Source organism: Streptomyces mayteni (genome assembly GCF_054783955.1).
The window spans coordinates 1-16,453 of the sequence record NZ_BAAGPR010000103.1 but is presented as its reverse complement, the minus strand read 5'-3'; the positions used below and the strand labels follow the sequence as shown (position 1 = coordinate 16,453).

The window sequence follows — 16,453 nt, the reverse complement described above, 5'->3', positions numbered from 1 at the left end:
GAAGGAGGGCCACCCCGTGCCCACGCCGCTCCCGTCCCAGCTGCCCGAGAAACTCACCATCTCCCTCTGGGACTTCACCTGGTACACCCGCACCGGCCCCGGCGAACCCTTCGAGGACCTCGACCGCGCCTTCGCCGAGGCGGTGGCGCGCGGCTACAACACCGTCCGCGTCTGCGCCATGCCGTACCTGCTCTTCGGCTCGGGGCTCGACACCAGCCGCCTTCGACTCGGCCCGCTGGGCGGCGAGTTCGGGCAGCGGGTGCGCTGGTACGACGTCCGCGCCACCGTGGAACTCGACGGCCGCGCCCACCTGCTGGCGCTGTTCCGGGCCGCCCGCCGGCACGACTGTTACGTCATCCTCTCCAGCTGGGAGTACCAGCAGAGCCCGTCCTTCGCCGGCGACCAGCGGTGGTACGACGCGCTGATGGCCGTCGACCCCGAGCGGCGCGCCGAGGCACTGGCCGACGCCCAGGCCGACCTGATCGACTTCCTCGCCGCCCACGACGGCCTCGACGACCGGGTCGCCTTCACCGAACTCCACAACGAGGTGCAGGCCGGCCGCCTGGTCGAAGGGACGCCCGCCGACGCCGACCGCGTCGTCGCCCTCCGCCCCCGCCTGGAACGCGGCCTCGCCCGCTTCAGGGAACGCCACCCCGACCGGCCCGTCACCGTCAACTACGCGACCGTGCCCGTGGGTTCGCTCCGCGGCATCCCGGCAGGCGCCGACGTGGCGGCCTTCCACCCGTACGTCTACGGCGTGCTCGACGAGCTGATCGACACCTACGCGCTCCGCGACCCGACCCGCCCCTTCCCGCAGGACGCGATCCGCCGCGACCTGCTGCGTCCCGGCGCCCCCGACCTGGCCGACTGGCTGCCGCCCGCCGAGGACCGCTGGCGGCTCGCCGCCACCATCGTGTCGCTCCGCGAGCTGTACGCGCACGACTGGTGCGACCCGGAGAAGTGGGACGCCTGGCTCTACGACCGCTACGCGATCCACCGGATCGCCATGGACCAGCGGCTCGTCACCTGGATCGAGGCCGCCGCCGACTGGGCCGCCGCGGCCGGCGTCCCGCTGGTCTTCGGCGAGGGCTGGGTCGGCTACACGCCCCGGCTCGGCACCTTCGAGGAGGGCCCGGTCGGCGCCGCGTTCTGCCGCCGAGCCGTCGCCGAGTCCGCCCGCGTCGGCGCCCGCGGCGCCGTGGTCTGCTCCAACGCGGCCCCGCACCACGCGATGTGGGCGGACGTGGCGTTGCAGCGCGAGTGCAACGCCGCCCTGGCGGGCGCGGCCGCCCTGACGGGCTGAGCGCCCCTCGGCGGCGCGTCCGCGCCGCCCGGGCGCCGGCCCGCGCTTCCGTGCGCCGATCCGCCTGCTCCGCCTCCTCCGCCGGCACGGCACCGGTTCACGCCGCCCCGGATGCCGGAACGGCGCCCGCCGACGGCGCGCCGTGTGGTGAGCTGGACGCGACGCCGGCCCCACGCGAGGAGTGCGATGGACGCCTTACCCGACGCGCGGTTCACCACCGCGCACCCCGCCAGGGTCTACGACTTCTACCTCGGCGGAAAGACGAACTACGCCGCGGACCGCGAGGCCGGGGAGCGCGTCCTCGCGGTGTGGCCCGGCGCGCGGCAGGCGGCGCGCGTCAACCGGGCCTTCATGCACCGCGCGGTACGCGCCCTGGCCGAACGGGGAACCCGGCAGTTCCTCGACATCGGCACCGGGATCCCCACCGAGCCGAACCTGCACCAGGTCGCCCAGTCCGTCGCCCCCGAGTCCTCCGTCGTCTACGTCGACAAGGACCCGCTCGTGCTCACCTACGCCGACGCGTCGATAAGGAGCGAGCCCCGAGGGCGAACCACGTATCTCCAGGCCGATCTGGTCACGGACGTCGACCGGATACTCGAGGAGGCGGCGGCCACGCTCGACCTCGACCGGCCGGTGGCCGTCTCCCTCGTCGCGCTGCCGCACTTCGTGCCGGACGCGCAGGGCGCACCCGACCTGGTGCGGCGCCTGGTCGAGCCGCTGCCGGCCGGGTCCGCGCTGGTGCTCAGCCACGGCACGGGGGACTTCGCCCCGACGGTGATGGCGCGGGTGGCGGGGATCTACCGCGGCAGCGGGATCGGCGCGCAGGCCCGCTCCCGCGACGAGGCCGCCGCGTTCCTCACCGGCCTGCGCCTGCTGGAGCCCGGCATCGAGGTGCCACACCGCTGGCGCCCCGACCCGCCGACCTCGCCCCGCCGGCCGCGGACCTCGACGCCCAGGTGGCCATGTGGGCGGCGGTCGGCGTGAAGGACTGAGTCCTACCCGGGGCGCGGCTACCCGGGGCGCGGCGCCTTCTCCCCGTGCTCGGCGGTGTACACGGCGGCCAGCCAGGGCCCCAGGTCGTCGGTCAGCATCCGGAGCACCGCCAGGTCCCCCGAGGGCCGGCGGCCGGCGGCAGCCGCGACCCGCATCTGGTCGGCGCGCTCCGGGTGGTACCGGCCGAAGACCTCGGCGGACTCCGCCAGGTCGCTGGTCCAGCCGCCCCACCGGGGCATGACCAGCGTGAACCCGGTGCGGACGACGCGCCGCGCCACCCCGCGGCACAGCCGCGCCCGCTCGGCCTCCGAGGCGGCCTCCGCCGCGCGGGCACGCCAGCGCGGCAGCAGCAGCGCCAGATCGCCGTTGGTCTCCCTGGCCAGCAGCGAGGTCGGCCGGTACCGCGGCAGCCGCTCGGCGAGGTCGTCGCCGAGCAGCGGGGTGCAGAGGCAGGCCACGAAGAACCCGCCGTCGTACCGCTCCAACTCGCCGAGCAGTTCCTCGGCGCCGGAGAGCAGGATGCCGACGCCGTCGATCTCCGCGAAGGCGCGGTCGAGTTCGGCCGCCAGGGCCGAGGCGTCCGCCCGATCCCGCGCGGTGGGCTCGCGGCGCAGCGCGAGCTGGAGGTCCAGGTCCGAGACCGCGACGACCGCCGTGCCCCGGGGGACGCTGCCGTACAGGTACGCGCTGTGCAGCCGCCCGTCCCCGAACACCTCGCCGATCCGGATCCGGGCCGCCGCGACGACCGGCCGGAACGCCGCCTCCACCCGCTCCAGCGCGCCCTCCCGCGCGATCGTCCCGTCCTCGTTCATCCCTCGCCCGTTCACCCGGCCCACTCTGCCGCCTGCCGCCCGCCCGCCCCACCGGTTTTCGCCCGGGGGGCGCCGGGAGCGGCCGTCACGACTTCCTGAGGCGGGCGAGCAGCGGGGGTGAGCGGTAGGCGCCCTGCTTTCCGGTGACCCAGGTGTCGAGGTCCGGTGGGTGGAGCCGGTCGGTGCCCAGCGCGAAGAGCGTGACCAGCAGCGCCGCTCCCGCCAGCGTGATGGCCAGCGTGATCGCCGTGGCGAACTTGAAGCCGTCCTCGATGCCCTTGTCGAGGGCCAGGTGCAGCAGCACGGGCCCGACCAGGAACGCGGCCTCCGAGCGCAGCAGTTCGACCAGCGCGAAGATCGAGCCGATCGCCGGGGCGGGCACCGAGAGACCGGCCAGGAACAGCGCGGGCGTCACCCCCGCGCCCGCGCCGAAGCCGAGGAAGACCGCCGCGGCCGGCACGACCGCGGACGCGTTCCCCGGCGAGACGGTCAGCAGCAGGACCGCCCCCACGGCCACGCTGAGCAGGCCGGACAGCGCCATCACCGGCAGCCAGCGGGTTCGCAGCAGTCGCCTGACCAGCAGCGCGGCGACCGCGATGCCGACGACCTGCGCGGTGAGCAGCCCGCCGACCCGGATCGGGCTGTACCGCGGCACCGCCAGCAGATACGCCTCGGTCAGCTCGATGAGTGTCGTGAACGTCGCGCCGGCGACCATGGCGGCGGCGATGCCGGTGACGGGCAGGGTGTCGCTGATCGGGCGGACCGGCATCAGCGGCTCCTTCCGCCAGTATTGGCCGCCGACCAGCACGACGCCGGTCAGTACCCCGATCGTCAGCGGCAGCCAGAACCACACGCTGGCGAACTCGCCCCTGGTCAGCCATGCGACGCCGAAGAACGGCAGCGCGGTGGCCAGCAGGGCGGGCGGGATGGCGTACCAGTCGAACCGCGCGCCCGGCCGCAGCGGCTCGTTGTGTTCGAACGTCAGCACGCCGATGGTGAGGCCGATCGCGGCCAGCGCGGTGACCCCGACGAACAGCAGCCGCCAGCCGCCGTAGCTGCCGATCAGGCCGCCGAGCAGCGGCCCGATGGTGACCATCCCGAACAGCCCGAGGCTGATCACCGCGGCCGTGGTCGGCAGCCGGTCGACGCCGTGCCGGGTGATCAGCGGCGGCAGCGCGACGACCAGCAGGACGCCGGTGAACACGCCGAGCATGATCAGCGCCGGCGCGAAGAGCCCGATGCCCGGCGCGATCAGCGCCAGCGCGGCGGCCACCACGAAGCCGCCCTCGCACACGAAGTACACCCAGCGCCGCGGCACCCGCAGAATGAGGTCGGCCGCCGCGACCGCGCCGAAGGCGTACCCGGCGTTGGAAAGCCCGACGGCGAGTTGCAGTTCGAACGGGGTGGCCCCCAACTGCTCAAGCAGGGGCTGCCGCATCAGCGAGGTGGCCGTGGTGAGGACGAGGAACGGGGTCAGCGCGAGCAGGGCGAGGGCTACCGCGGCGGGGTAGCTCGATGCCCAGGGCACCCGGTTCAGAAGGCGCGGCGACGAGCTGCTCGACCGCATGGGCGGCTCCGGGGTGGTGGCGGGGCGGGGACGGCGGGCGGCGCGGCGGCGCCGCCCGAACGGTCTGACCTGGCCGTTCCCGATCGTCGGCCCAGCGTACGGCCGGCCGTGCCGGCCGACCCGGCACTGACACGCCGTCCGGGTCCGGGTCCGGACCGGGCCCTGGTCCGGAGCCTGGTCCGTTCAGAGGTCGACCCGGAAGAGGTTGCCGGACGGGTCGACCACGGCGGTGAGCCGGAGTCCCACGCGCAGGGCGGGGTGCGACGAGCGCTTCCAGGTCGTCTCGAACGTCCGGAACCCCGGTCCGCTGACCCGCAGCCCGACGGTGAGACCGGCCGACTCCCCGTCGTCCCAGTCGGTCAGGCTCGTCACTTCCGCCGTCGCCGCGACCCCGGAGGCGTCGAGCCGCCGGTTGTTCTCCCTCTCGAACGTGGTGTGGAACCAGAGGCCGAGGCCCAGCGGAAGGCAGAGCACCGTGCACAGCGAGCCCGCGAGCAGGAGGCCGGCACCGGCGAAGGGGGAGAAGCCCAGCATGACCGGCCCGCACAGGCAGAGCCCCGCGGCGGTGGAGTACAGGAACAGGGCGTCGAACGTGCCGACCCTCGACACCCGCGTCGGCTCGGGACCGTCCGCGCCGCCCGCCATCTCAGGACCGTCCCGCGGGGACGAGGACCGCGGACGCCGTCCGGCCGCCGGTCGCGTCACGCGTGCTGACCGTTCCGGTCATGGGCCTTCTCCTCGCCTCGGTCCTGCCTGGCGGTACGGACCCTAGGCCGCGGGGGACGCCTACCGATCCCAGGTTCGGCCGGCCGGTTTCGGCCCCGCCACGCGGTTCAGTCGAGGCAGAACTCGTTGCCCTCGACGTCCTGCATCACGATGCACGACTCGTTCTCCTCGTCGGCCGGCAGCAGCCGCACGCGTACCGCGCCCAACGCGACCAGGCGTGCGCATTCGGCCTCGAGCGTGGCCAGACGCTCCTCACCCACGAGTCCGGTGCCGGCCCGCACGTCGAGATGCACCCGGTTCTTGACGACCTTCCCCTCGGGAACGCGCTGGAAGTACAGTCGCGGGCCCACCCCCGTGGGGTCGGAGCACACGAACCACGCGTCCCGCTCCTCGGGAGGCAGGGAGCCCTGGAAGTCGTCCCAGGTGGCGAACCCCGCAGGTGGCGGCGGCACGACGTACCCCAGCACCTCGCACCAGAAACGGGCGACGCGCTCGGGCTCCGCGCAGTCGAAGGCGACCTGGAACCGCTTGATCGATGACATCGGCGCACCCTAGCAGGGGGGCTCCGCCACGTATCTCCCGGTATGACTCCGCAGGCCGTCGGTGGGGTGGCGGCGGCCCGCGGCACCTCCGCGACCACGGTCCTAGAGTCGGGGGATGGACCATGAGCCGATGCGACGAGTCGCGGAGTTCCGCGAGGTGTTCGATGGCGAGGCCGAGGCCGAACGCCCTGAGCTGGCGGAGCACCGCCGGACGTTGCTGGTCGAGGAAGCGCGCGAGGCCGCCGAGGCCCTCACCGACCTTGCGAAGGCCCTGCGAACCGGCGACGACCCCGTCACGGCCTATCAGGCGGTGGCCAAGGAACTGGCCGACGTCCTCTACGTCACCTATGGCGCCGCGGACGCGCTGGGGATCGACCTGCCGGCCGTCTTCGTCGAGGTCCACCGGTCCAACATGAGCAAGCTCGACGCGGACGGCCGGGTTCTCCGCCGGGCCGACGGCAAGGTGCTCAAGGGCCCCGGCTACCGACCACCGATCCTCGACGGCCTCGTCACGCGGCCGTCGACCGGTTCCTGAGGGAGGCGCCCCGTGCACCACCACGAACCGGCCGACTACCACTGCCCGTTCTGCCATCTCACCCCGGACCGGGAACCCGACGTGGTCTACCGCGACGAGCGCGTCTTCGCGATCGTCTGCCCCCGCTGGTGGCCCCGGAACGCGGGCCATCTGCTGATCATCCCCGTCGCCCATCACGAGAACCTCTACGACCTCCCGGCCGCCGACGGGCACGCGGTCTTCGACGCCACCCGCCTGCTCGCCCGCGCCCTGCGCACCGCCTACGACTGCGCCGGCGTCTCCACCCGCCAGCACAACGAGCCCGCGGGCAACCAGGACGTCTGGCACTTCCACCAGCACCTCTTCCCGCGCTACCCCGACGACGACCTCTACCGCACGCCCCCGCAGCCCGAGTGGCTCCCGGCCGGCCGCCGCCGCGCCTACGCGGAGCGGCTGCGCGCCGCCCTCGCCGGCCTCGCCGCCTAGCCGGCGGCCGCGCGGCCGGCCTTCAGGGCGGCGGCCGTCTCGACGACGCGGTGGGCCTGGTGGGCGGCGGCCGCGAGGGAGACCTCGGCGGGCGGTCCTTCGCCGGTCACATGGGAGGCGCCGTAGGGGTTGCCGGACTCGAACTGGATGGGGGCGGTGTAGCCGGGCGGGACGATGATGCCGCTCCAGTGGTGGAACGTGTTGCCCAGTGCCAGCAGGGTGGACTCCTGGCCGCCGTGGGCGGTGTTGGAGGCGGTGAAGGCCGAGTACACCTTGTCGGAGAGCTTGTTCGCGAACCACAGCGGTCCCGTGGTGTACGCCCGCAACTGGCTGGCCGGGTTGCCGAAGCGGGTGGGCGTGCCGAACAGCACCGCGTCCGCCCACTCCAGGTCGGCGTGGCCGGCCTCGGCCACCTCGGCGGTGTCCCTCAGATGCTGGGCCCACTCCGGCCTGGCCTCGACGGCCTCCGGCGGGGCCGTCTCCGCGACCCGCCGCCGGGTGCGCGCGGCGCGGCGCCCCGAGACGTCGGCCGGCCAACACGCCGACGTCGTCCGGGCGTTCAAGCGAGCCTGGGAGGCCGGCGACATCGAGGCGCTGGTCGACCTGCTGGCCGAGGACGCCACCGCGGTCGGCGACGGCGGCGGGCTCGGCTCCGCGGCGCCCCGCCCGGTCGAGGGGGCCGGGCGGGTCGCGCGGTTCTTCGCGGAGCGGGCCGTCGCGGCGTCCGGTCTGACGCTCCTGGAGGGCGTCGTCAACGGTCAGCCGGGCCTGGTGGCGCGGCTGGACGGCGTCACGGTCTCGGTGCTGGCGTTCGACGTCTCCGGCGGCCGGATCAGCCGGATCTGGGCGGTCCTCAACCCCGACAAGCCGCGCCCCTGGACGGCGGGTTGACCGGCGGCCGGCGAGGTCCGGTGGCCGATGCCCCTTCGAGGGCCATGAGCCCGCCAGGGCGGCGCGTCACCACTCCGCGAAGGAGCCGTCGGGGTGGCGCCAGACGGGGCCGTGCCAGTACGGGTGGGCGTCGTTGGCGGTGCGGACGGCCGCCTCGTCCACCTCGATGCCGAGCCCGGGCGCGGTCGGGCGGGCGAAGTGGCCCTCGTGGAAGCGGAAGACCTCGCGGTCCACGACGTAGTCCAGCACCTCCCCGCCGGTGTTGTAGTGGATGCCGATGCTCTGCTCCTGGATCAGGAAGTTCGGCGTGGCGAACGCGATCTGCAGGCTGGCGGCCAGCGAGACCGGGCCGAGCGGGCAGTGCGGGGCGATCGGGATGTCGAAGGTCTCGGCGAGCGCGGCGATGCGGCGGACCTCCGAGATGCCGCCGGCGTGCGAGAGGTCGGGCTGGAGGACGGCCACCCCGGCCTGGACGGCCGGCAGCGCGTCGGTGCGCGAGAACAGCCGCTCGCCGGTGGCGATCGGCACCGGCGAGGCGGCGACCAGGTCGCCGAGCAGGTGGGTGTACTCGGGCAGTACCGGCTCCTCGGCGAACAGCGGATTGGTGTGGGCCAGCCGGGGGAGCACCTTGCGGGCGTTGGCCGCGGTGAAGCGGCCGTGGAAGTCGACGGCGAAGTCGCGGTCGGGGCCCAGGGCTTCGCGCGCCGCCTCGGCCCGGCCGACGATCCGGTCGAGGTCGGCGACGGTGGCCAGCCGGTTCATCCGGCCGCTGGCGTTCATCTTGACGGCGGTGAAGCCCGCCTCGACCTGGGCGGTGACGGCGTCCGCGATCTCGGACGGATCGTCGCCGCCCACCCAGCTGTAGGCCCGGACCCGGTCCCGCACCGGCCCGCCGAGGAGCACGTGGATCGGCACGCCCAGGGTCTTGCCCGCGATGTCCCAGAGGGCCTGGTCGAGGCCGGCGACCGCGCTGGAGAGCACGGGGCCGCCACGGTAGAAGGAGCCCTTGGTCATCAGCTGCCAGTGGTCCTCGATCCGGGACGGGTCCCTGCCGACGAGGAGTTCGGCGAGCTCGTGGACGGCGGTGCGCACGGTGGCGGCGCGCCCCTCGACCACGGGCTCGCCCCAGCCGACGACGCCGTCGTCGGTCTCGACGCGGCAGAGCAGCCAGCGGGGCGGGACGGCGAAGGTCTCGACGCGGGTGATCTTCACGGGCGGGTACTCCTGACGTGCTAGGAACCGTTCTTCCGGACGCTCCAGCCGCCGTCGACGTGCAGCGAGGCGCCGGTGACGTACGAGGCGTCGGCGGAGAGCAGGAAGGCGATGGTGGCCGCGACCTCCTCGGGGCGGCCGAGGCGACGGGCGGCGGTCTCCCGTTCGGTGGCCCGCCGGTCCTCGTCGCCGATGCCGTCCCACAGGGGGGTGAGCACGGGCCCGGGCAGCAGCGCGTTGACCCGGACCTCGGGGCCGTAGTCGACGGCGAGTTGCCTGGTCAGGCCGGTGAGGCCGGCCTTGGCGGCGGCGTAGGCGGGGCGGCCCGGCAGTCCGAACGAGGCGTGTACGGAGGAGACGAGCACGGCGGCGCCCCGGGTGCGGCGCAGGTCGGGCAGGCAGGCCCGGAAGCCGAGGAAGGCGCCGGTCAGGTTCACCGACAACTGCCGGTTCCAGTCGGCGAGTTCGGTCGCGTCGGCGGGTGCGACGATCGCGATGGCGGCGTTGCTGACCAGGCCGGACACCGGCCCGAAGTGCTCGCCGGCCGCCCGCGCCGCCGCGGCCCAGCCGGCCTCGTCCGACACGTCGAGGTGCTGGAAGGCGGCCCGGCCGCCGGCCGCGCCGATCGACTCGGCCACCGCAGCCCCGGCCTCCCGCGCCACGTCGGCGACGACGACCCCGGCGCCCTCGGCGGCGAGGCGCCGCGCGGTGGCCTCGCCGATCCCGGACGCGGCGCCGGTGACCAGGACGCACCGGTCGGCGAACCGGCCCGTGGGGGGTGGGGGAGTGGGCACGTCGACCTCCAGTGCGGCACCTTGGCTCGGTCGATATTAAATATTAATTATCGGCGGCTGCCAAGGGTGTCGACGAGGGTTCGGCCCTCGCGCGCACCCTCGCGCGCGGCGCGCGCGCCGGTTCGCGTGCGCCCTGGCGCGCGCCTGTGGTCGCGGAACGGGCGGCGCGCGGGCTGTGAGATGGCCCACAGTGGCGACGGAAAGGTGATCCGCGTAGATTTCATGGCCATGTCACCTCTGTGTCATGGGCGTTGTCTCTGAGTGAAGGGGACGAGAAGGGCCAGGCTGCGAAGTGACGCCCCGTCGGCTACCGTCCCCGGCGCCTCATCTGTTGTTCACGCAGCGTCACCTTTACCCCTGGACGAGTTGTTGACATGCCAAAACGCCGCTGCGTGTAATGCGGACGTCTGCTTGTCTCATGATCGTGAGTCGGGAGAGTCCATGCGGATGCCGGAGCCCGGCATGTCCCCCCATCCCCCGCAGTCGAGTCTCGTCATCGTGATCAACCCGGTGCACCGTCCCTCGCCACGGCTGACCGTCGCAGCCACGCGAGCCGGGGCGCTCGGCGTACTCGAACTGCCCGACGGCGACGCGCGCGGCGCCGCCGACGCCCTGGACCGCACCGTCAGCTGGTCCACCGCGCCCTTCGGCGTCCGGGTACGCCCCGGATGCCCCGTCGTCCCCGGCGACCTGCCGGCGGCCGCCAGCACCGTGCTGCTCGCCGACCCCACGCGCGAACCGGCCGAGTTCGGCGGTCGCACCGTGCTGACCGAGGTCACCGACCTGCCAGGCGCCCGCGCCGCGGCCGCCGCAGGCGCCGCCGGGCTGATCGTCCGCGGCTCGGAGAGCGGCGGCCACGCCGGCGAGTTGAGCACCTTCGTGCTGCTCCAGCAGGTGCTGGCCGACCTCGGCGACGCCCTCCCCGTCTGGGCCGCCGGTGGGATCGGGCCGCACACGGCCGCCGCCGCCGTGGTCGGCGGCGCGGCCGGCGTCGTGCTCGACACCCAGCTCGCGCTGTTCGACGAGGCCGCCCTGCCGCTGGAGATCACCGAGACCCTCGCCGGGCTCGACGGCACCGAGACGGTCCGCCACCACGGCGTGCGGGTGTTGCGCCGCCGCGGCCCCGGTGCCCCCGAACTGCCGGACGACCCGGCAGAGTTCGCCGCCCGCGTCGGCCCAGAGCTGCGCACCCAGCTGCTCCCGGTCGGCCAGGAGGCCCCGCTGGCCGCCGTGTTCGCCCGCCGCTGGCCCACCGTCGCCGAGGTCGTGCGGGGCATACGCGGGGCCGTCGCCGACGCCGTCCGCGACGACACGGCCGCCACCGCGCTCGCCCCCGACGCCCCCGCCGCCCGGGCCCTCGGCACCCGGCTGCCCGTCGCCCAGGGCCCCATGACCCGGGTGAGCGACCAGCCCGAGTTCGCCGCCGAGGTCGCCGCCCACGGCGGCCTGCCCTTCCTCGCCCTCGCCCTCACCGGCGCCGAGGGCACCCGCGCCATGTTGGAGCGCACCAGCGCCGCCCTCGGCGACGCGCCCTGGGGCGTGGGCATCCTCGGCTTCGCCGACGAGGCCGTCAGGACCGCCCAACTCGACGTCGTCCGCCGGCTGCGCCCCACCCACGCCATCGTCGCCGGCGGCCGCCCCGCCCAGGCCGCCGCCCTGGAGGCCGAGGGCATCGCCGCCTTCCTGCACGTGCCGTCGCCCGGGCTGCTGCGGCAGTTCCTCGCCGCCGGCGCCCGCAAGTTCGTCTTCGAGGGCGCCGAGTGCGGCGGCCACGTCGGGCCCCGCAACAGCTTCCCGCTCTGGGAGGCGCAGACCGAGGTCCTGCTCGACCACCTCGCCGGCCTCGACCCCGAAGCGCCGGGGGGCGACGGCCTCGTCGTGCTGTTCGCCGGCGGCGTCCACGACGAGCGGTCCGCCGCCATGACCGCCGCCCTCGCCGCCCCGCTCACCAGGGCCGGCGTCGCCACCGGCGTGCTGATGGGCACCGCCTACCTGTTCACCGAGGAGGCCGTCAGGGCCGGCGCCATCGGGCCGCTCTTCCAACGCCACCTCGTGGCCGCCGAGGGCACCGACCTGCTGGAGACCGCCCCAGGCCACGCCACCCGCTGCGCCAGCAGCGCCTTCGGCGCCGACTTCGCCCGGCTCCGCGCCCGACTCCGCGCCGAGGGCGTGCCGGAACGCGAGATCTGGGAGCGGCTCGAACGGTTCAACGTCGGCCGGCTCCGGCTGGCCAGCAAGGGCATCGAGCGGGTCGGCGACGAGCTGCGCCCCGTCGACGAACGCCGGCAGGCCGACGAGGGCATGTTCATGGCCGGCGAGACGGTGGCGCTGCGCGACCGGGTCACCACCCTGGCCGACCTCCACGAGTCCGTCGCCGAGGGCGCGGAGCGCTGGCTGCGCGCCCGTGCCGCCGAACTGCGCCCCCGCCTCGGGCTGCCCGCGCCCGGGCACGCCACCGAGGACGCGCCGGAGCGCGCGCCGGAGCCGTTGCGGGTGGCCATCGTCGGCATGGCCGGCATGTTCCCCGGCGCCGCGGACCTGTCCGCCTACTGGGCCAACATCCTCGCCGGCCGGGACTGCGTCACCGAGGTCCCCGCCGAGCGCTGGGACGCCGAGCTCTACTACGACCCGGCGGGCGACGGCGAGCGCACCCCTTCCAAATGGGGTGGCTTCCTCCCGCCGATCCCCTTCGACCCGCTGCGCTTCGGTATCCCGCCGGCCTCGCTCGCCGCCATCGAGCCCGTCCAACTGCTCGCCCTGGAGGCCGCCAGGCGCGCCCTGGCCGACGCCGGCCTCGAAGGCCCGGAAGCCGACCACCGCCGCACCTCGGTGATCTTCGGCGCCGAGGCGGGCAGCGATCTCTCCAACGCCAGCGCCCTGCGCAGCGTGCTCCCCGGCTACCTCGGAGCCGTCCCCGCCGGCCTCGACGAGCAACTGCCCAGGCTCACCGAGGACTCCTTCCCCGGCATGCTCGCCAACGTGATCGCCGGCCGGATCGCCAACCGGCTCGACCTCGGCGGCGCCAACTACACCGTCGACGCCGCCTGCGCCTCCTCGCTCACCGCCGTCGACGCCGCCTGCAAGGAACTGGTCACCGGCACCAGCGACCTGGTGCTGTGCGGCGGCGCCGACCTGCACAACGGCATCAACGACTACCTGCTCTTCTCCTCCGTCCATGCCCTCTCGCCGAGCGGCCGCTCGGCCACCTTCGACGAGGCGGCCGACGGCATCGCGCTCGGCGAGGGCGTGGGCTGCGTGGTGCTCAAGCGGCTCGCCGACGCCGAGCGCGACGGCGACCGGATCTACGCCGTCATCGACGGCGTCGGCAGCGCCAGCGACGGCCGGGCCCTCGGCCTCACCGCACCCCGCCCCGAGGGCCAACGGGCCGCGCTGCTCCGTGCCTACGCCAACGCCCGCGTCTCGCCCGCCGACGTCGGCCTCATCGAGGCCCACGGCACCGGCACCGTCGTCGGCGACCGCACCGAACTCGCCACCCTCACCCAGGTGTTCGAGGAGGCCGGGGCCGCGCCCGGCGGCTGCGTCGTCGGCTCGGTCAAGTCCCAGATCGGGCACACCAAGTGCGCCGCCGGCCTCGCCGGGCTGATCAAGGCCACCCTCGCCCTGCACCACGGCGTCCGCCCGCCCACCCTGCACCTGAACCGGCCCAACCGCGCCTGGGACGAGGCCAGCAGCCCGTTCGCCTTCCACACCGAGGCGCGCCCCTGGGCCACCGAGCCCGCCGAACGGATCGCCGGCGTCAGCGCCTTCGGATTCGGCGGCACCAACTTCCACGTCGTGCTACGCGCGTACAACCAGCCGCCAGCCGTCCACGCGTTCGACGAATGGCCGGTCGAGCTGCTGCTGTTCCGCGGCCGCGACGACTCGGCCGCCCGCGCCGCCGCCACGTCGCTGCTCGCCCTGGTGGAACGCGGCGGGCCATGGCGGCTCCGCGACTACGCGCGTCACGCGGCGCGCCGCGCCGACCTGGCGGCGACCCGCGGCGAGCCCGTCAGGATCGCCGTCGTCGCCGACCGCCTCGACGCCCTGCCCGAACTGCTGCGCAGGGCCGCCGACGGCGAGTCGGCCCCCGAGGACGGCATCCACACCGCGGCCCAGGAAGGCGCCGAGCCCGGCCGGCTGGCGTTCCTCTTCCCCGGCCAGGGCAGCCAACGACCCGGCATGCTCGCCGAACTCCTGGTCGCCTTCCCCGAACTCCAGCACCATCTCGGGCGCGGCGCCCGCTGGGCCGACCGGATCTACCCGCCCGCCGCCTTCGACGAGGCGGCGACGGCCCGGCAACAGGCCCGGATCACCGACACCGCCGTCGCCCAACCCGCCCTCGGCCTTGTCGAGTTGGCCGCCGCCGAACTGCTGTCCAGCCTCGGTGTCCGCCCGGACATGGCCGCCGGCCACAGCTACGGCGAACTGGTCGCGCTCGGCACCGCCGGCGTACTGGCGCCCGACGACGTGCTGGCCGCCAGCGCCGCCAGGGCCGAGGCCATCCTCGCCGAGGTGAGCACCGGCGACCCCGGCGGCATGGCGGCCGTCGCCGCCACCCCCGCCCAGATCGAGGCGGCGCTGCGCGGCACCCCGGCCGCCGGCGCGATCGTCGTCGCCAACCACAACGCGCCGCGCCAGACCGTCGTCTCGGGCCCCACCGAACCGCTGGCCGAGGCCACCGAGACGCTGCGCGGCGCCGGCCTCGCCACCAAGCCGCTCCGGGTGGCCTGCGCCTTCCACAGCCCCAAGGTGGCCGGCGCCGGGGCGGTGTTCGCCCGACACCTCTCCCGACTCCCCTTCGGCACACCCGCGTTCCCGGTCTGGGCCAACCGCACCGCGGCGCCCTACCGCGCCGACCCGGACACCATCCGCGCCGAACTCGCCGAACAGATCGGCGCCCCGGTCCGCTTCACCGAGCAGATCGAGGCCATGTACGCCGCCGGGGCCCGGGTCTTCGCCGAGGTCGGCCCGGGACGGGTGCTCAGCCGCCTCGTCGACGCCATCCTCGAGGACCGCCCGCACACCACCGTCACCCTGGACGACCGCCGCCGCCCCGGCCTTTCCGGGCTGCTCACCGCGCTCGCCCAACTCGCCGTCACCGGCGCCGACGTGCGCGCCGGCCGGCTCTTCCAGGGCCGGGACGCCGTCGACCCGGAGACCGCCACCACCCCCACACCGGCAGGCTGGACCGTCGACGGCCAGCTCGTCCGCCGCGCCGACGGCATCATCCTGCCCGGAGCCCTCCACCCCCCACGCCTTGTCACGGAGCGGATCATGCCCCAGGACCCCCACCAGCACGGGGCCCACCCCACCGGGCCCGACGCCCTGATAGCCGAGTTCCTGCGCACCAGCCGGGAGTTGGTCACCGCCCAGCGCGACGTCCTGCTCAGCTACCTCGGCGCCGGCGCGGCCCCCGTCCTCCCGGCGCCCGCCGCGCCCCCGCAGGTCGCGCTGCCGGCGCCCACCCCCGTCGCGGAGCCGATCCCCGCCCCCGCCCCCGTTCCCGTTCCCGTGCCTGTCGAGGCGCCGGCCGCCGAGTCCTTCGACGTGCTGGGCGCGGTGCTCGCGGTGGTGGCGGAGCGCACCGGCTACCCGGTGGAGATGATCGAGCCCGGTCTCGACCTGGAGGCCGACCTGAGCGTCGACTCGATCAAGCGGGCCGAGATCGCCGGCGAGTTGGCGAGCCGACTCGGGCTGCCGGTGGACGGCGGCGAGGACCTCGACCGGCTCAGCACGGCGCGGACCGCCGCCGGCCTGGCCGCGCTGCTCACCGAGGGACTCGGCGGCAACGAACCCGAGCCTGAGCCGGAGCCCGAGGCGCCGTCGTCCGCGCAACCCGCCGCCGAGCCGGTCGTCGAGGCCCCGCGACGCCTGGAGTTCACCGAGCGGGAGCTGCCCGAGCCCACCGGCACCCTGCCGCCGGGCACCACCGTCCACCTGGTCGGCGGCGGCGAACTCGCCACCGCCCTCGCCGCCCGCCTCACCGCGGCCGGCGCCACCGTGGGGGCCGCCCCCGCCGACCTCGTCGTCCACCTCGACGCCCTGGCCGCCGGCGAAGGGGCGGAACCGCCGCTCCCCGAGGCGTTCCCCCTCTTCAAGACCCTGCTCTCGCAGGCCCCCAGGCGGCTCCTCGCCGTCGAGCGCGCCGAAGGACCCGCCACCGGCCTGCGCGGGCTGTTCCGCACCATCGCCCGCGAGTACCCGGAGCTGCACGCCAGCCTGCTGCGGGTCGGCGCCGAGACCACCGAACCCCTCGCCGACCTGATCCTCGCCGAACTCGCCGCCACCGACCGCGAGCCCGTCGTCCTCGCCGAGGGCGGCCGCCGCCGCGCGCTCGCCCTCACCCCCACCGACCTCGGCCCGCTCGCCGCCACCGGCGCGGGACCGGCCGCCGACGCGGCCGCCGAGGCCGCCGCCCTCGGCCTCGACCACGACGCCGCGCTGCTGCTGGCCGGCGGCGCCCGGGGCATCACCGCCCGCGGCGCCGGCGCCGTCGCCGCCGCCGGCCGCTGCCGGATCGAACTCCTCGGCCGCACCCCCGTCCCCGCCGCCACCGAGGACCCCGCCACCGCCGGCGCCGTCGACCGCGCCGCGCTGCGCGCCGCCTTCCCCG

13 protein-coding genes are annotated in these 16,453 nt (G+C 75.3%); 6 read left to right on the top strand and 7 right to left on the bottom strand.

What is annotated here, in order from left to right; translation table 11 throughout:
• Positions 1 to 16: 16 nt before the first annotated feature.
• Together ACYVPE_RS31700 and ACYVPE_RS31695 are read left to right on the top strand one after the other, a co-directional pair.
• The gene (locus ACYVPE_RS31700) at positions 17 to 1,303 is read left to right on the top strand and encodes a cellulase-like family protein (RefSeq protein WP_461037219.1); all 1,287 of its coding nucleotides are present in this window, start codon (positions 17 to 19) and stop codon (positions 1,301 to 1,303) included.
• Between the two features lie 186 nt (positions 1,304 to 1,489).
• Positions 1,490 to 2,287: an SAM-dependent methyltransferase gene (locus ACYVPE_RS31695; RefSeq protein ID WP_461037218.1), complete on the top strand. Its 798-nt coding sequence runs from the start codon at positions 1,490 to 1,492 to the stop codon at positions 2,285 to 2,287.
• 26 nt (positions 2,288 to 2,313) lie between these two features.
• On the opposite strand, the gene ACYVPE_RS31690 is transcribed toward ACYVPE_RS31695, so the two are convergent.
• The 4 genes from ACYVPE_RS31690 to ACYVPE_RS31675 form a co-directional block, all read right to left on the bottom strand.
• Positions 2,314 to 3,108, bottom strand: a complete 795-nt coding sequence (locus tag ACYVPE_RS31690) for a nucleotidyltransferase (protein ID WP_461037229.1) — start codon at positions 3,106 to 3,108, stop codon at positions 2,314 to 2,316.
• A gap of 85 nt (positions 3,109 to 3,193) precedes the next feature.
• A complete protein-coding gene (locus ACYVPE_RS31685) occupies positions 3,194 to 4,675 on the bottom strand; it encodes an MFS transporter (protein WP_461037217.1) in 1,482 nt (493 codons plus the stop codon).
• A 183-nt stretch (positions 4,676 to 4,858) separates the two neighbouring features.
• Positions 4,859 to 5,320, bottom strand: a complete 462-nt coding sequence (locus tag ACYVPE_RS31680) for a hypothetical protein (RefSeq protein WP_461037216.1) — start codon at positions 5,318 to 5,320, stop codon at positions 4,859 to 4,861.
• Between the two features lie 188 nt (positions 5,321 to 5,508).
• The gene (locus ACYVPE_RS31675) at positions 5,509 to 5,943 is read right to left on the bottom strand and encodes a VOC family protein (protein ID WP_461037215.1); all 435 of its coding nucleotides are present in this window, start codon (positions 5,941 to 5,943) and stop codon (positions 5,509 to 5,511) included.
• Between the two features lie 130 nt (positions 5,944 to 6,073).
• On the opposite strand from ACYVPE_RS31675, the gene ACYVPE_RS31670 reads away from it, so the two are divergent.
• Positions 6,074 to 6,478 carry a pyrophosphohydrolase domain-containing protein gene (locus tag ACYVPE_RS31670; protein ID WP_461037214.1) on the top strand — a complete coding sequence of 135 codons (405 nt, stop codon included), beginning with the start codon at positions 6,074 to 6,076 and terminating at the stop codon, positions 6,476 to 6,478.
• 12 nt (positions 6,479 to 6,490) lie between these two features.
• Positions 6,491 to 6,943: an HIT family protein gene (locus ACYVPE_RS31665; RefSeq protein WP_461037213.1), complete on the top strand. Its 453-nt coding sequence runs from the start codon at positions 6,491 to 6,493 to the stop codon at positions 6,941 to 6,943.
• Here ACYVPE_RS31665 and ACYVPE_RS31660 read toward each other — a convergent pair.
• Complete coding sequence (locus ACYVPE_RS31660; RefSeq protein ID WP_461037212.1) at positions 6,940 to 7,530, bottom strand: NAD(P)H-dependent oxidoreductase; 591 nt, start codon at positions 7,528 to 7,530, stop codon at positions 6,940 to 6,942. The two genes, ACYVPE_RS31665 and ACYVPE_RS31660, sit on opposite strands and share 4 nt — an antisense overlap.
• Here ACYVPE_RS31660 and ACYVPE_RS31655 point away from each other — a divergent pair.
• Complete coding sequence (locus tag ACYVPE_RS31655; RefSeq protein ID WP_461037211.1) at positions 7,442 to 7,834, top strand: nuclear transport factor 2 family protein; 393 nt, start codon at positions 7,442 to 7,444, stop codon at positions 7,832 to 7,834. The genes ACYVPE_RS31660 and ACYVPE_RS31655 overlap by 89 nt on opposite strands.
• 66 nt (positions 7,835 to 7,900) lie before the next feature.
• On the opposite strand, the gene dgoD is transcribed toward ACYVPE_RS31655, so the two are convergent.
• Both dgoD and ACYVPE_RS31645 read right to left on the bottom strand, forming a co-directional pair.
• On the bottom strand, positions 7,901 to 9,046 hold the full coding sequence (gene dgoD, locus ACYVPE_RS31650; protein WP_461037210.1) for a galactonate dehydratase: 1,146 nt from the start codon (positions 9,044 to 9,046) through the stop codon (positions 7,901 to 7,903).
• Positions 9,047 to 9,066: 20 nt separating this feature from the next.
• On the bottom strand, positions 9,067 to 9,840 hold the full coding sequence (locus ACYVPE_RS31645; RefSeq protein WP_461037209.1) for an SDR family NAD(P)-dependent oxidoreductase: 774 nt from the start codon (positions 9,838 to 9,840) through the stop codon (positions 9,067 to 9,069).
• Positions 9,841 to 10,302: 462 nt separating this feature from the next.
• Here ACYVPE_RS31645 and ACYVPE_RS31640 point away from each other — a divergent pair.
• Positions 10,303 to 16,453: beta-ketoacyl synthase N-terminal-like domain-containing protein (locus ACYVPE_RS31640; protein ID WP_461037208.1), on the top strand; the 6,151-nt coding region annotated here is incomplete at its 3' end.

What these genes read in the sequence shown, in the direction of transcription:
- ACYVPE_RS31680 (WP_461037216.1), bottom strand. Translation starts at nt 5,320, where the DNA reads ATGGCGGGCGGCGCGGACGGTCCCGAGCCGACGCGGGTGTCGAGGGTC.
- ACYVPE_RS31660 (WP_461037212.1), bottom strand. Translation starts at nt 7,530, where the DNA reads ATGTCGCCGGCCTCCCAGGCTCGCTTGAACGCCCGGACGACGTCGGCG.
- ACYVPE_RS31670 (WP_461037214.1), top strand. Translation starts at nt 6,074, where the DNA reads ATGCGACGAGTCGCGGAGTTCCGCGAGGTGTTCGATGGCGAGGCCGAG.
- ACYVPE_RS31690 (WP_461037229.1), bottom strand. Translation starts at nt 3,108, where the DNA reads ATGAACGAGGACGGGACGATCGCGCGGGAGGGCGCGCTGGAGCGGGTG.
- ACYVPE_RS31685 (WP_461037217.1), bottom strand. Translation starts at nt 4,675, where the DNA reads ATGCGGTCGAGCAGCTCGTCGCCGCGCCTTCTGAACCGGGTGCCCTGG.
- ACYVPE_RS31675 (WP_461037215.1), bottom strand. Translation starts at nt 5,943, where the DNA reads ATGTCATCGATCAAGCGGTTCCAGGTCGCCTTCGACTGCGCGGAGCCC.
- ACYVPE_RS31695 (WP_461037218.1), top strand. Translation starts at nt 1,490, where the DNA reads ATGGACGCCTTACCCGACGCGCGGTTCACCACCGCGCACCCCGCCAGG.